Origin of the sequence: Bacillus australimaris (genome assembly GCF_001307105.1) — a bacterium.
Taxonomy (GTDB): domain Bacteria; phylum Bacillota; class Bacilli; order Bacillales; family Bacillaceae; genus Bacillus; species Bacillus australimaris.
Window position 1 is genome coordinate 800907 of sequence record NZ_LGYN01000001.1, and the last position, 14612, is coordinate 815518.

At 41.0% G+C, this 14612-nt stretch carries 12 protein-coding genes and 1 other annotated feature; of the genes, 5 read left to right on the forward strand and 7 right to left on the reverse strand.

Annotated elements, in window-relative coordinates; translation table 11 throughout:
- Nucleotides 1–20 precede the first annotated feature (20 nt).
- Entirely contained in the window at nucleotides 21–2321 is a 2301-nt protein-coding gene (locus tag AKG37_RS04145; RefSeq protein ID WP_060697680.1) for a helix-turn-helix domain-containing protein, read from the forward strand.
- A 40-nt stretch (nucleotides 2322–2361) separates the two neighbouring features.
- On the opposite strand, the gene AKG37_RS04150 is transcribed toward AKG37_RS04145, so the two are convergent.
- Complete coding sequence (locus AKG37_RS04150; RefSeq protein WP_060697681.1) at nucleotides 2362–2733, reverse strand: winged helix-turn-helix transcriptional regulator; 372 nt, start codon at nucleotides 2731–2733, stop codon at nucleotides 2362–2364.
- A gap of 155 nt (nucleotides 2734–2888) precedes the next feature.
- Between AKG37_RS04150 and AKG37_RS04155 the strand changes: the two genes are divergently transcribed.
- Together AKG37_RS04155 and AKG37_RS04160 are read left to right on the forward strand one after the other, a co-directional pair.
- Entirely contained in the window at nucleotides 2889–4076 is a 1188-nt protein-coding gene (locus AKG37_RS04155; RefSeq protein WP_060697682.1) for an MFS transporter, read from the forward strand.
- Nucleotides 4077–4089: 13 nt separating this feature from the next.
- A complete protein-coding gene (locus AKG37_RS04160) occupies nucleotides 4090–4929 on the forward strand; it encodes an aldo/keto reductase (protein ID WP_060697683.1) in 840 nt (279 codons plus the stop codon).
- A 45-nt stretch (nucleotides 4930–4974) separates the two neighbouring features.
- Here the strand turns inward: AKG37_RS04160 and AKG37_RS04165 are convergent, their stop codons facing one another.
- The 6 genes from AKG37_RS04165 to AKG37_RS04190 all read right to left on the reverse strand — a co-directional run bounded on the left by AKG37_RS04165 (nucleotide 4975) and on the right by AKG37_RS04190 (nucleotide 12580).
- A complete protein-coding gene (locus AKG37_RS04165) occupies nucleotides 4975–6474 on the reverse strand; it encodes an extracellular solute-binding protein (protein WP_060697684.1) in 1500 nt (499 codons plus the stop codon).
- 25 nt (nucleotides 6475–6499) lie between these two features.
- Complete coding sequence (locus AKG37_RS04170; protein WP_149865067.1) at nucleotides 6500–7360, reverse strand: carbohydrate ABC transporter permease; 861 nt, start codon at nucleotides 7358–7360, stop codon at nucleotides 6500–6502.
- A gap of 220 nt (nucleotides 7361–7580) precedes the next feature.
- Nucleotides 7581–8333, reverse strand: coding sequence for an NAD-dependent epimerase/dehydratase family protein (locus tag AKG37_RS04175; protein WP_060697686.1), 753 nt, complete (start codon nucleotides 8331–8333; stop codon nucleotides 7581–7583).
- 46 nt (nucleotides 8334–8379) lie between these two features.
- Entirely contained in the window at nucleotides 8380–9282 is a 903-nt protein-coding gene (locus AKG37_RS04180) for a dienelactone hydrolase family protein (RefSeq protein WP_060697687.1), read from the reverse strand.
- 131 nt (nucleotides 9283–9413) lie between these two features.
- Complete coding sequence (gene leuS, locus AKG37_RS04185) at nucleotides 9414–11828, reverse strand: leucine--tRNA ligase (RefSeq protein WP_060697688.1); 2415 nt, start codon at nucleotides 11826–11828, stop codon at nucleotides 9414–9416.
- A gap of 97 nt (nucleotides 11829–11925) precedes the next feature.
- Nucleotides 11926–12147, reverse strand: a binding site (T-box leader).
- 103 nt (nucleotides 12148–12250) lie between these two features.
- Nucleotides 12251–12580 (reverse strand): DUF4257 domain-containing protein, encoded by a 330-nt coding sequence (locus tag AKG37_RS04190; protein WP_224929310.1) that lies wholly within the window; start codon nucleotides 12578–12580, stop codon nucleotides 12251–12253.
- Between the two features lie 423 nt (nucleotides 12581–13003).
- Between AKG37_RS04190 and ytvA the strand changes: the two genes are divergently transcribed.
- Nucleotides 13004–13807, forward strand: coding sequence for a YtvA family blue-light photoreceptor (gene ytvA, locus AKG37_RS04195; protein WP_060697689.1), 804 nt, complete (start codon nucleotides 13004–13006; stop codon nucleotides 13805–13807).
- Nucleotides 13808–13891: 84 nt separating this feature from the next.
- Entirely contained in the window at nucleotides 13892–14593 is a 702-nt protein-coding gene (locus tag AKG37_RS04200) for a coiled-coil domain-containing protein (protein WP_060697690.1), read from the forward strand.
- Nucleotides 14594–14612: the final 19 nt, after the last annotated feature.

Sequence of the window (14612 nt, forward strand, 5' to 3'; positions counted from 1 at the left end):
CGTTTGAAATGGGGGGTTTTATGAAAAGAAGGCAGTATAAATTTTATTATAAGCTTGTGACGTTTTTTTTCATGCTTAGTACGATTCCTGTTATCATTGTCGGTATTTTTTCTTATCAGCATTCCCAAAAAACAGCTCTTGAAAATATCTCAAATGAAAAGCTGGACAGCGTCAAACAAACACAATCCACAATTGAGCATATTTTAAAGACCGTTGATCATTCTCTCACTCACTATGTCAGTTCGCCGCCTCTCCTTCAAACACTGGCAGAACCTTTAAATCCAGACCAATTCCAGCTTTATAATCAAGTACAGCAGGAACTGAACTACCTGCAAACCTTTGACACCGATCTTTCCAACATTACACTCGTCAGTAAAATGGAAGACTGGTACATGAACAATTCGGGACTTTATCATGTTACAAACGGAGAACAAGAAAAAGCGTTAACCTCTTACCTCAATATTCCAAGTCACTCCAGCTGGGCACTTGAAGAGAATAATTCACTTGTTGCGACCAAAGAAGGAAAAACGTCCTTTTGCAAGTACAATGTGAACTTAATCAAACAGCTGCCTATGAACAGCGTTCAAAAAAAAGGAATTGCTGTCGCCAGCATTCCAAGCTGCGTGATTGCTGAGAACATGCCTGATTTCTCCCAATCTGATAGTATGTTGGTCATTGATACAAACGGAAAAGTGCTACTACATAATCGCAAAGAACAAATTGGTGAATCGCTAAATAATCAAGGTTTCGTCAAACATGTGCTCTCACTAGAAAAACGATCAGGGCAGTTTGACATGAAGATCGACGAACTAAACTATCAAATCACATTTCAAAAATCAGATTATAACGAATGGACGTACCTCTCCTTTGTTTCCATTCCAGAACTCAAGCAGCAAACGAAATCAATTGGGTGGATTACCTTTATTATCTGCGCTATTTTGTTAGCGCTTTCATTACTGTTTTCATGGTTTGGTTCTAGACACTTTTATAAGCCCATCCGCTTATTATACGAGTCCTTTGCACGCAATGAATCTTTTTTGCAAAAGCAGCCTTTTCAAAATGAATTTGAGTTAATCGAATCGAGTATTAAACAAATGAAAGATCAAAACCATGATTTAGAGGAACGTATTGAGCAGCAAGTGACACACTTACAGCAATACTTTATGGTACGGCTGCTGCTTGGAAAGCTGACAGAAGAAGAAATTAACAACCGTTTTCAAAGCTTAGGCTTTCCTCAAGGCTGGTCACATTTAGCCATGCTAGTGACTCAAATCGATACATTAAAAGGAACACCGTATGAAAAAAAGGATGCGGACTTGCTTTTATTTGCGATCAATGGACTGATTGAGCAAATTATTCCGAAAGAAGAGCACCTTCAGCCAACCGTTGTCAATCAGCATCAAACGACGATTATCCTCAATCAATCAAAATCAGATGAAGAGTTTACTGAATACTTAAATCAATTAGCAGAAACCATTCAGCATCGTATCGAGGAAGAGCTTGGTTTATCGATCAGCATCGGGATCAGCCGCCAGTTTAAAGAGCTCGCAATGGCGAAACATGCGTACATCGAAGGAAAAGAAGCCTTAAAATACCGACTCAAAGCAGAGAAAAAATCCATTATCCTATATGAGCATATCCAGCAAGGAAAGACGTTTAAAACCCATTTTCCAAAGCAGCTGCAGCATGATTTATTTGATGCGGTGAAAGCTGGCGATCAAGGCAAGGCGGATCACTATTTACATGTGCTCCTGCAGTCCATTTTCTCTAAAAATGCAGGCCCCCACGAATACCATATTGCCCTCGCCCGCTTTTTAAACAACTTAATAGAGCTGATGCATTTGCTTGGCATTGAATTATTTGAGGTTGAAGACAACAAAATGCTCTATGATACGATTTTCGAATTTAAAACCTTTGAAGATACAGAGGCATGGCTGAAACACGAGATCATTCGGCCAATTATTGACCAGCTTGCTGCACGTGAAGACTCACAATACAAAAACATCTCAGAAAAAATCATTCATATCATTCATCAAGAATTCGACTCAGATCTCACATTGGATGAAATCGCCACACGACTGCATTACAACCCGAATTATTTAAGTAGTATTTTCAGAAAGGAAATGGATATCTCCTTTAGTGAATATCTCTCATCCTACAGACACCATGTCGCCAAAAACTGGCTTGTCGAGACCGATATGTCCGTCAAAGAAATTTCAGAAAAACTGAAGTATAAAAACCCGCAAAATTTCATCCGGTCCTTTAAAAAGCTAGAAGGCACAACCCCTGGGAAGTACCGCGATCAGAAAAAAGGCACATAAGACAAAAAGTCCCGCTCTAAACAAGAAAGCGGGACTTTTTTTATTTAAACTGTTCATTCAAGATGCTGTCTTCCAGCACTGAAAGCGGCTCTCCATACACACGTTCAATATGAGCTGCTCCCCAATCGCATAGTGCATTGAGGATTTTTTCGAGCGACTGTCCGTATTCACTTAATTCATATTCCACTTTAGGCGGCACCTGTTCATAGACAATTCGGTTAATGACCCCATCACTTTCAAGCTCTCTCAACTGCTGCGTGAGCATTTTTTGTGTGATGTTTGGCATGAGCCGCTTCAATTCACTCGTACGTTTTTTTCCATGTGTCAAATGACATAAAATCACGCACTTCCACTTCCCACCAATGACCTCAAGTGTTGCTTCCACAGAGATATTATATTTCTTCTTTTCCATCAAATGTTCACTCCTCTTTGTACGAATAGGCACTTTTTAGTACCTATATTACAAAAAAGTACGTACTTTTTTTTTCGTCATCTATGTTAGATAATAACTCTTGCCGATCGGAATCGTCTATCAAAATGTCATCACAGAAGGATGTGAATTTACGAATGAAGAATAGTCAAAACCACTTTGCTCTTCTCGCACTAGCGATTAGTGCCTTTGCTATAGGAACAACTGAGTTCATCAGTGTCGGGCTTTTACCAATGATTTCAGAGGACTTTGGAGTAAGCGTCAGCCAGGCGGGCTGGACCGTCTCTTTATATGCTCTTGGTGTCACATTTGGCGCGCCTATTTTAACTTCTCTTACTTCAACGATGAACAGAAAGACGTTGCTTTTGCTCATTATGCTCGTCTTTTTGCTAGGAAATACACTCGCCACCATCGCCCCGACTTTTCCCGTACTGTTAATTGGACGGGTGATTTCAGCCTTATCCCATGGAATCTTCATGTCCATTGGCTCTACGATTGCTGCAAGCCTTGTGGTGAAAGAAAAACGGGCAAGCGCCATCGCCTTTATGTTCACTGGTTTAACCGTCGCGACTGTGACAGGCGTGCCATTCGGAACATTTCTTGGCCATGAGTTCGGCTGGCGGACGTCATTTGGTGTGATTGTTGTGATTGGACTGATCGCTCTGATATCTAACTATTTTCTTGTGCCATCTCAATTAAAGCAGGGCGTGAAAACATCATTTAAGGATCAAGCTGTCCTATTAAAAACAAAAAGAATCCTGCTCTTATTTGTTATTACAGCAACAGGATATGGAGGAACCTTTGTTGTCTTCACGTATTTATCTCCTCTTTTGCAGCATGTGACAGGGCTTGCACCTGAAGCGGTCGCCTTGATCCTGCTTTTATATGGAATCACGATTGCAGCCGGTAATGTCATTGGAGGAAAAGCTGCTAATGGGCAGCCGATAAAAGCACTGATTTATATGTTTATCATCCAAAGCATCATCTTGTTTATTCTTAGCTTCACTGCTGGATTCACAGTGTTAGGCATTGGAACCGTCATGCTGATGGGGCTGTTTGCTTTCATGAATGTACCAGGATTGCAAGTAGCCGTCGTTGATTTTGCCGAAAGATATACCCCCGGAGCAGTCGACGTCGCATCAGCTATGAATATCGCTGCCTTTAATGCCGGTATCGCCATCGGCTCATATTTAGGCGGCGTCGTCACAGATACACTTGGGCTTGTGCATACAGGCTGGGTCGGGGGCATCATGGTCCTCATCGCAGCGATTCTTACAATGATCAGTTATCAAATGGAACAAAAAGAACAAACACAAACCATCTAAAGGAGTTTTTATTATGGAACATTTACAAAGTACAAAAACATTAAACAATGGAGTCCGCATGCCAGGCTTTGGCCTTGGTGTATTCCAGGTAGAAGATGGAGCAGAATTAATTGATGCAGTCAAAACAGCCATTCAATTAGGCTATCGCAGTATTGATACAGCATCTATTTATGGCAATGAGGAAGGTGTTGGCCGAGGCATCCAGCTTGGTTTAGCAGAAACAGGACTAAGCCGCGAGGATATCTTTGTAACATCAAAGGTGTGGAATGCCGATTTAGGCTATGAATCCACACTAAAGGCATACGAAGAAAGTTTGAAAAAACTTCAGCTTGACTACCTTGATCTGTATTTAATCCATTGGCCTGTTGAAGGAAAATATAAGGAAGCATGGCGTGCACTTGAAACCTTGTATCGTGAAGGAAAAGTCAGAGCGATCGGTGTGAGCAACTTCCAGCCGCATCATCTAGACGAGCTATTAAAAGATGCAGACGTCATACCAGCTATCAATCAAGTAGAGTTTCATCCAAAGCTTACGCAGGAAACACTCTATACGTATTTGAACACACATGGCATTCAAATGGAAGCTTGGTCACCGCTGATGCAAGGTGAACTGCTGCATCACCCGCTGATTACAGAGCTGGCAAACACATACGGTCAAACACCTGCTCAAATTATTTTGCGCTGGGATGTGCAAAAAGGTGTCATCACCATCCCAAAATCGACGAAACCACATCGTTTAAAGGAAAACGCTGATATTTTTGATTTTGTTTTATCTGAAGAGGATATGAAGCGACTTTCTGATTTAAATGAAAACAAACGTATCGGTCCAGATCCAGACAACTTCGACTTTTAATCAAAAACACCTCCGCTTTTTGCTGCGCGGGGGTGTTTTCATTGATCATTTTGATTTTTTAAAGGAAGCTTCGTATTCTTCAATGATTTTATTTCCACCATTTGATTTCCACTTCTCTACATCTTTCTTAAATTGTTCTTCACTTATGTCTCCAAGAATGAATTTATACGTCGCATCATCGATGATTTTTTTCAATTCGTTTCCTCGCTCTGATGCTGTTGCCGAATACAGGCTTTCGGCAGGATTGGCGACAATGATATCTTTATTGTCTTCTTCTAGTTCTTCATATTTTGTACGAACCGCATCTCCTTTATTTTTCAAGTAACGTTTATCAATGCCCACAAGACTAACGAGCGGCTGTACATCTGTCTGCCAGCTTTTCACTTGGCTTTCTTCCCTAACAAACGTATTTCCTTCTTCCTTCTTATAATGCTTGCCATCGATACCGTACGTCATGAGCCCATATACATCCTCTTCGGCAATACGGTCAAAGAAGGCCAAAATCCGCTTTAATTCTGCCTCAGATTTCACACTTGTTTTAGGGAATGCGAAGATTCCATTATGACCACCAGATGCCCATACACGTTCTTTGCCATCTGGGCCTTTGATTCGGTTGATGATATCTACTTCCATGTTTTTATCTGTTGCATCATCTCTCAAGTTCACCGCATCAACCATATTTCCAACATAGATGCCTGCTTTTCCTTGTGAGAATAATTCCTGCTGCTGTGTTTTGCTTGTCACAGGGAAATCTTTATTGATAAAGCCATTGTCACGCAGCTTTTTCATGTATTTCATTGTATTCATGTACTCATCTGTCATAAAATCAGGCGTGAATTTCCCGTTTTCTTCTTTCCAGTCTGTTGGCATGCCTTCATATGAACCAAGTGTTTTAAATGCCCCATAAATCAAATCGTTTCGATCCGTAAAGCCAATTGTATCGGCCTTTCCGTTTTGATTCGGGTCTTTCTCAGTAAAGGCTTTGGCTACTTCATACAGATCATCCAATGTTTTTGGTGTATCCAAATTTAAATTTTCAAGCCAATCCTTTCGAATGACAATCCCTTGTCTTGAAAGTGGTCTTTCTCTATAGATACCATAAAGCTTGCCGTCTATAGAGGCGTTTTTATTAATCAGTTCGTTCATCTTACTTAAATTTGGATAATCCTTTAAATACGGACCGACTTCCCAGAACATGCCTGATCTGAACGCGTTAATGGCAGACGAATTTTTAATGTCTTGAATCGTCACAATTTGCGGGAGATTCCCTGCGGCAAGTGCGGAATTTAAACGATCTTCCTTCACAGCATCCGGTACCCACGTAATATCAAGCTCTGTATTTGTGAGCTTCTCAATCTCTTTTAAAACTGAATCTTTCGGCGGCTGCTGATGATATAAAATGGCCATCCATGTCAGCTTCACCTTTTTGTCTAAATCAACCTTCTCATCTGATGAATTTGCTCCTTTACTTGAACATGCTGACAAAATACCGCTTGCTGCAAATAACAGGACGAACGCAATCAGCCATAATTTCTTTCTCCCCATAAGATCCCTCCGTTGTTCCATCTTTTTAACCCTTTACAGAACCTAGTAATGCCCCTTTGTTGAAATGCTTTTGAATAAATGGATAGACAAGCAGAACCGGAATGGTTGCCACAACAATAACTGCCATTTTAATTGTCTGGTCTGGTGGTGGTGTGGATGAGCCCATATCCGACATATCTCCCTGCATTCCGCTTGAGACAATGACGATCTGCCTTAGCAGCACCTGAATCGGCCATTTTACTGAATCATTTAAATACAGAATGGCGGTCATGTACGTATTCCAATACGTCACTGCATAAAAAAGTGAAATGGTCGCAATGGCTGGCAAAGAAAGTGGCAGCACAATTTTAAAGAAAATCCCTAAATCGTTACAGCCATCCATCTTCGCAGACTCCTCAAGACTTGCCGGTATGTTTTGAAAGAAGTTTTTCAATATGATCAAATTGAATGCATTGATGGCAACCGGTAGAATAAGTGACCAATAGGTATCAAGCAAACCTAGTGTTTTCACCACAATAAACGTCGGAATCATCCCTCCGCTAAACAGCATGGTGAAAACAACAAGAAACATCAATGTTCTCCGGCCTTTTAACTCCTGACGAGACAGCCCGTATGCCATAAGTGAGGACAAAAACATGCTGACAGCTGTTCCAACAAGCGTCACAAGAATGGACACAATGAGGCTGCGATACACAATATCTGTAGAAAAAATATATCGATAAGCCTCTAGAGAAAACGTCGTTGGAAATAAGATAAACTTCTTCGTGATGACCTCTTCTACTGTGGCAAAAGAGGCAGCAATGACATGGATGAACGGAAGCACACATATTAATGCGAACATGAGTAGAAAAGAGTAATTAAATAAACTGAACAATCGGCCTTTAATAGAACGATCTATGTTCATCACACCCTCTCTTATGAAAGCGTTATCATTTCGTCTGAAAATAAGCTGCAGCCTGTGACGATATCGTGATTAAAATGTAACAAACGAGGGAAGAAAGCGTCTATAATCATCTTGACAGACCAACTGAAGGGATCATGTCAGCCGTGCTTTTATGCTCATGAAACAAAAGAATAGGATCATTAGCTCATGACATGATTATGCCCTATGTCTGATCATTTTCTTCTAGGATTTCTGTCGTGTTGACATCTGGTTCGTAGCCCAACTCCTGCTTCGTTTTCTCAGTAGACCACGGCTTTTCTATATTTTCTGATACGGCATAATATGTCCCAAAAGAAATGTCCGTTTCAATCGCCGCCTTTGTCATCCCTACAAGATCTTCATGTGATAGCAATGTTCTTTTCGTTCTTTGTTTTTTGTGTAATGCCTTCATCTCATCTGTCACAACCGTTCCAATCCGTAAATTGATGACAGACAATCCCGTTTGATCGTGAAACAAACGCCCTAGCTGTTCGGAAGCAAATTTTAAAATGCCATAGACATTTTTAGTCGCAGGCACATCATCAGTGGTAATCTGTCGCCCAAGTAAGGAGCGGCCATCCATTTCATAACGATCGGTCACATGGTTGCTGCTTGCAAAAATGACTTTTGGTATGCCAAGACGTGCGGCTGAGCGAAACATATAATAGGTACTCCTCCAAAAAATATCATTCATGTTTGCAAATTCTTGATGATCCATCACATCATGCGTCATATCCATGTTTAGAAGGTGCATAATAACATCTGTATCTCGTGGAATCACCTCATATAATTTCTGTTCATTCGCTGCATCTGCTAAAATGACACCTTCTTCACAGCTCGTTTGATCAATCATGATGATGTCATACTCAGAAGAGAGCGCTTTTGTTAACACACGTCCAATCACACCGCATCCGCCAATGATGGTGATTTTTTTCATCCGGCTCCTCCTTTCTTTTGATGTAGTATATCCAAGCTTTCAATGCTTACAGCCATTTTTTCAAAAATCGTGTGGCCTCGTGACGCATAGCGGCTGTTTCAAAATGACCCGCATGAAGATGGGCAAGCTGATATCGTTCTTTTAATGAAGCAGTTTGATAGGTTTGACTCAATCTCTTTTGAATCCTTCCGACGCCTTCAGCAGGCGTCAGCTGATCAAGTTTTCCAACTAAGCTTAAATGCGGTCTTGGAAAAATCATTTCCTGAATATCGGATGCTGTAAAATGCTTCGCCAAGCTCGGTACATAGTAATAAAAGCCATGCCTGTCCAAATTGTTCGTTTCAATTAATGTGTGATGATCCACCTGTGCGCAAAGATCAATACACACACTGACTCTCTCATCAAGCGCAGCCGTCCACCAGGAAAGGAGACCCCCCATTGACATTCCAAAGACAGCTAATCGGTCTGGAAGCACATCAGAACGAGACAGCAAATAATCGATCGCGCACATACTTTCATACAGCATCATACCCCACATCACTTTTCCTGTTAAAAGCATTTCCTTAAAAATTTCACTTTCTGTTCTGCCCCTTCTTTCACCAAACCCTGCATGATCAATAGCCAGTACACTATATCCTTTTGATGTAAATTCTTTTGCATATGAAGGCGCTTGCAAATAATGAGCACCCTTTAACAACTCTTCTTTCCCATCGATGTAATTCCCGCCGTGAGAGTGCTGGAACAACACAACAGGTCTTTTTTTCACCATATCCTTCGGTTTCACGAAATAAGCAGGAACTTCCTCTACACCATTCATGGAAAGAATGAGTGTTTCAACTACATAGGATTCACGTTCTTCAATTTTTATCGTATAAGCCTCTACGCGATGACGTTCTGGCATTTCTCCTAACAGACTGAGCAGTTGTTCACGTTTGCTTTCCTTTTCCATCGACGTCACTCCTCATTTTTTTGATCACCTGTTAAAATACGAGATCGATGAGAGAATCACCTTGTTTTCGACAAAATTATGTCCCGGGAAATAAAGAACACCCACCGGTTAAATACCGATGGGTGTCATCATTAGTTCGCAACAATATTGACAAGCTTCCCAGGAACCGCAATCACTTTACGAATGGTTTTCCCTTCCAGCTGTTCTTTTATTCGTGCATCATTTTTCGCAAGCTCTTCTAACTGCTCCCTTGTTGCATCAGCAGGAACGGTTAATTTTGCTTTCACTTTACCATTAAGCTGTACGACAATTTCTACTTCATCGTCGACAAGCTTTGACTCATCATATTGCGGCCATGCTTCATAAGAAATAGATCCTTCATGACCAAGTTTATTCCAAAGCTCTTCCGCTAAATGCGGTGCAATTGGAGAAAGAAGTTTCACAAAGCCTTCTGCATATTCTTTCGGCAGTGTATCCGCCTTGTAAGCATCGTTGATAAACACCATTAATTGTGAAATTCCTGTATTGAAACGCAAGCCCTCATAATGATCCGTTACCTTCATTACTGTTTCATGATAACTGCGTTCTAATGTGCCGCCAGACTGCTCCGTCACTTTAGCACTGATTGAGCCATCTTCATTTGTAAATAGACGCCATACACGATCAAGGAAACGACGAGCGCCATCAAGTCCTGTTTCAGACCAAGCAATTGACGCATCTAAAGGACCCATGAACATTTCATAAAGACGTAATGTATCCGCACCATGAGATTCTACGATATCATCTGGGTTGACAACGTTCCCTTTGGATTTACTCATTTTTTCATTGTTTTCTCCTAGGATCATTCCTTGGTTGAACAATTTCATGAATGGTTCTTTAGTTGGGACAACACCGATATCATATAAGAACTTATGCCAGAAGCGTGCATATAGAAGATGCAGTACAGCATGTTCTGCTCCACCGATATACACATCAACTGGAAGCCATTTCTTCAGCTTCTCAGGAGATGCAAGCTCTTCTGAGTTATGTGGATCAATATAACGTAAGAAATACCAGCAGCTACCTGCCCATTGCGGCATTGTATTCGTTTCACGGCGGCCTTTTTTACCTGTTACAGGATCTACAACCTCAACCCAGTCTTTGATGTTGGCTAATGGTGATTCACCTGTGCCACTTGGTTTAATTTCCGTCGTCTTAGGCAGGATCAATGGAAGCTCTTCCTCTGAAACCGCTGAAGATGTTCCGTCCTCCCAATGAATGATTGGAATTGGCTCACCCCAGTAGCGCTGACGGCTAAATAGCCAGTCTCTTAAACGATATGTGACTTTCTTTTCACCTTTTTGATGCTCTTCAAGCCAAGCAATCGCTTTTTCAATCGCTTCTTCTTTTCCTAAACCATTGAGGAATTCAGAGTTGATGTGCTTCCCATCACCTGTGTAAGCTTCTTTTTCAATGTCTCCGCCTTCTACAACTTCTTTGATTGGAAGATCAAATGTTTTGGCGAATTCATAGTCACGTTCATCATGAGCAGGTACGGCCATAATCGCCCCTGTTCCATAAGTGGCTAACACGTAATCTGCAATCCAGATCGGCATCTTTTCACCATTTAACGGATTGATGGCATACGCGCCTGTGAAAATACCCGTTTTTGTTTTGGCAAGATCTGTCCGCTCTAAATCACTCTTCGATTGAATTTCTTTGATATATGCTTCGACTGCTTCTTTTTGAGCAGGTGATGTAATTTTTTCAACAAGTGCATGTTCTGGTGCAAGCACCGCATAAGTTGCACCAAATAGTGTATCAGGACGCGTTGTAAAAACCGTAAACTGTTCGTTATGTCCTTCTACTTCAAAATGAACATGCGCACCTTCAGAGCGTCCGATCCAGTTACGCTGCATATCTTTAATGCTTTCAGGCCAATCAATGTCCTCTAAATCTTCTAACAGCCTGTCCGCATATGCCGTAATCTTGAGCATCCATTGCTTCATAGGACGTCTTTCAACTGGATGCCCTCCGCGTTCACTTTTTCCATCAATGACTTCTTCATTTGCAAGGACTGTGCCAAGTGCTGGGCACCAGTTCACTGGTACTTCGTCGATATAGGCTAATCCTTTTTCGTACAATTTCAAGAAAATCCATTGTGTCCACTTGTAATAATTCGGATCTGTCGTGTTGATTTCTCGATCCCAATCATACGAAAACCCTAGTGATTGAATTTGGCGGCGGAAGTTATTGATGTTCTCTTCTGTAAAGGCCGCCGGGTCATTTCCTGTATCCAGTGCATACTGTTCTGCTGGAAGACCAAATGCATCCCATCCCATTGGATGAAGAACATCATATCCTTGCATACGTTTCATGCGTGATAAAATATCCGTTGCTGTGTATCCCTCAGGGTGTCCGACATGAAGCCCTGCTCCTGATGGATATGGAAACATATCCAGCGCATAAAACTTCGGTTTATCTTCCGAGTCAGATGTGGCGAATGTTTTATGTGTCAGCCAATAATCCTGCCACTTCTTTTCAATTTCCCGATGCTGAAAACTCAATGTGAAAACCTCCTTTAATATGTACGGCTTTATCTGCTTAGATGACCACTGCAAGAATTCAGATTTTTCTAAAATCAACAAAAAACCCTCATCCCTGGAAAGGGACGAGAGATTTTTTGGTTCCCGCGGTACCACCCTTGTTAGCGTAACATTCTGTTCGTACGCTCACTTAATATCTTTAACGCAGACATGCGACAGAAGCTTTAACGCAACTGCAACTCTGAGGCGAGTTCAGAAGCAGATTTGATTGACTTTCACCAGCCGTCAATTCTCTAAAGACAAATACTGCTTTCCTACTACTCCTCTTCACTGTTCTTATCGTAACCGTCATCTAAGTAGTATTTTATAGAATTATGATCATAAGTGCAAGCAGGTTTGTATACAATGGGAATGTACCCTAGACTAGGGTAAAGTAGAGGATATTATTCGTGTGGAGATCGGTTATGACGGCTGGAGTCTGCATCCTGTGAACGCTGCTCTCTCACAAAATCGAAGCTTCGCAGAACTGCTTCTCCTCCGTAACCTGAAATAATTGATAAGATGATCAAGTGCAGACTAGAATCGGGATTTGAGGATAAGACAAGCAGTGTAGCGGCAATCATCCCAACGAGCCAATCTTCAATAAACCCTAAATAAATAAACTTTTTTGTCATTCTGGGCTTCTCTAGCCTGCCTTTTTTCTTTACGTGACCGAGAATGCCCATGACCCCTCCAATGGCGCAAGCAATAATGACTTGTTGCAGCATTTTCATCACCTTCCTAAAGCCCTTAGAATAGTAAAGCGACTTCAGGCTGTCCAGCCCCCTGTAATGCCATTCTGCTGTTCCGTCATAATCCATGTAAAAGGTCTATTCTCTCTAACGAAGAAAAAAAGCTTGTTTCTTCCATTATATGTGAATGACCCAAAAACAATCTTGATGCATTGGAATCATTTTCGCCTAATCCATATTAACTATTTTTGTCATTTTATGAATTATCAGCAATTGATTCCTTCTTTTTCTAAAGAAAAGTCTCCTTACTTACTCTATTCTAATGGAGGACAAACTATGATGACAAATTTAACAAAGCGTTTGCAATCGTTGAAACAGAACATATGTTATGTTACGTTTATAAAGAATTCATTTGGTTGAAAAGACAACCATTTGATATGTCTCATAGTAGCAAAGGAGGGTAATATGGTCAGCTCGAATATCTTCGGCTTGCAAAAACAGCTTGAACTCATAAAAAAAGCGCTGGATCATGCGCGGATCGGTGTTGTCATTACAGACCCTTCCTTAGAGGATAACCCTATCGTTTATGTGAATCATGGTTTTACACAAATGACTGGATACAAACCAGATGAGATTCTTGGGCGGAATTGTCGATTCCTTCAAGGAAAAGATACAGATCAAAAGCAGCTTGCTTTAATCCGACACGGAATACAGAACAAAACACCTATTACCACACAGCTGAAAAATTATAAAAAAGACGGCACTTTTTTTTGGAATGAACTCAATATAGACCCTCTATACATTGAACAAGATGACAAAACATTTTTCATCGGTTTTCAAAAGGATATTACAAAACAGAAAGAATATGAACAGCTCCTAGAAGATTCCTTACAGGAAGTCACCTCTCTTTCGACGCCAATCGTCCCAATCAAAAATGGTGTTTCCGCTCTTCCGCTTATCGGAAAACTATCTGAAGAACGCTTTGATGCCATTGTCGCTAAGTTAACTTGTATATTAGATGATTCAAAGGATGATTATTTAATTGTCGACCTTTCTGGTTTAATCGATGTCGATGATTCCGTCGCAGGACGCATTTTCAAACTGCATCATCTCCTCAATTTAACTGGAACCGAACTGATTATTACTGGGATCAAGCCCCAGCTTGCGATGAAAATGAAAGACCTAGATACAGATTTCCAGAATACAGTTACTTATTTAACAGTAAAAGAAGCGATTAAAGGATTGCCATTAGCTGAAAACCCTGTGTAAACAGGGTTTTTTTAATTGAACCGCTTCCCAAAATGGAAAAATGAGGTATGATAGGTGTAAATAGAGATTTAGGGGGGCTGCTAGATGATGATGTTACTCATCATAGGTCTTTTATGTGTTTGTTTCGCCATAGGATATGCCGTCAATTTCTTATTACTCAAACACCAGAACGAGCAGGTCTTTTCAAAGAAACTATTTTATCCGTTTTTAATCATTGGTTTTGTCTTTTCCATTATGTCATTACCGTTTGCTGCCACAGATGCTCCGAAGGCACAAGCCGATCCATCTTCTGCACAGCTTTTAAAGGATCAAAAGCAGCTCACATCTGACATATCACGCTTAAAAGCTGATAAAGAGGAACTTACCGCTTCTTTAGAGGACGCAACAAAGGATAAAGAAAAACTAGCGAAAAAGCTAGAAAACATCACCTCAGAAAAAGAAACAGTCAAAAAGCAAGAAAAGACCATTCAAGCGCTTGAAGAGAAAATAGACAAGCTTGCCTCAAGCAACGAAACACTCAAGAAAGAGAACAAAAAAAGAAGCAGCGATACAGCGTCTTCTACTGTTCAGCGCTCCGCTCCTAAAGATGAAGGAACCAGTACAGGCGGGCATGAATCTCAAAAGGAAACAAAAAAAGAATCGGCTGCCTGTAACATCAAAGGGAGTGTTAACGGCATTTATCACACACCGAGCAGCAGATACTACTCTAGAACAAAGAATGTAACGAAATTGTTCTGCTCTGTTGAAGAGGCAGAACGTGCCGGATACCGGGCGCCGAAGCAATAGCAATGTTGAAGATGAAAAA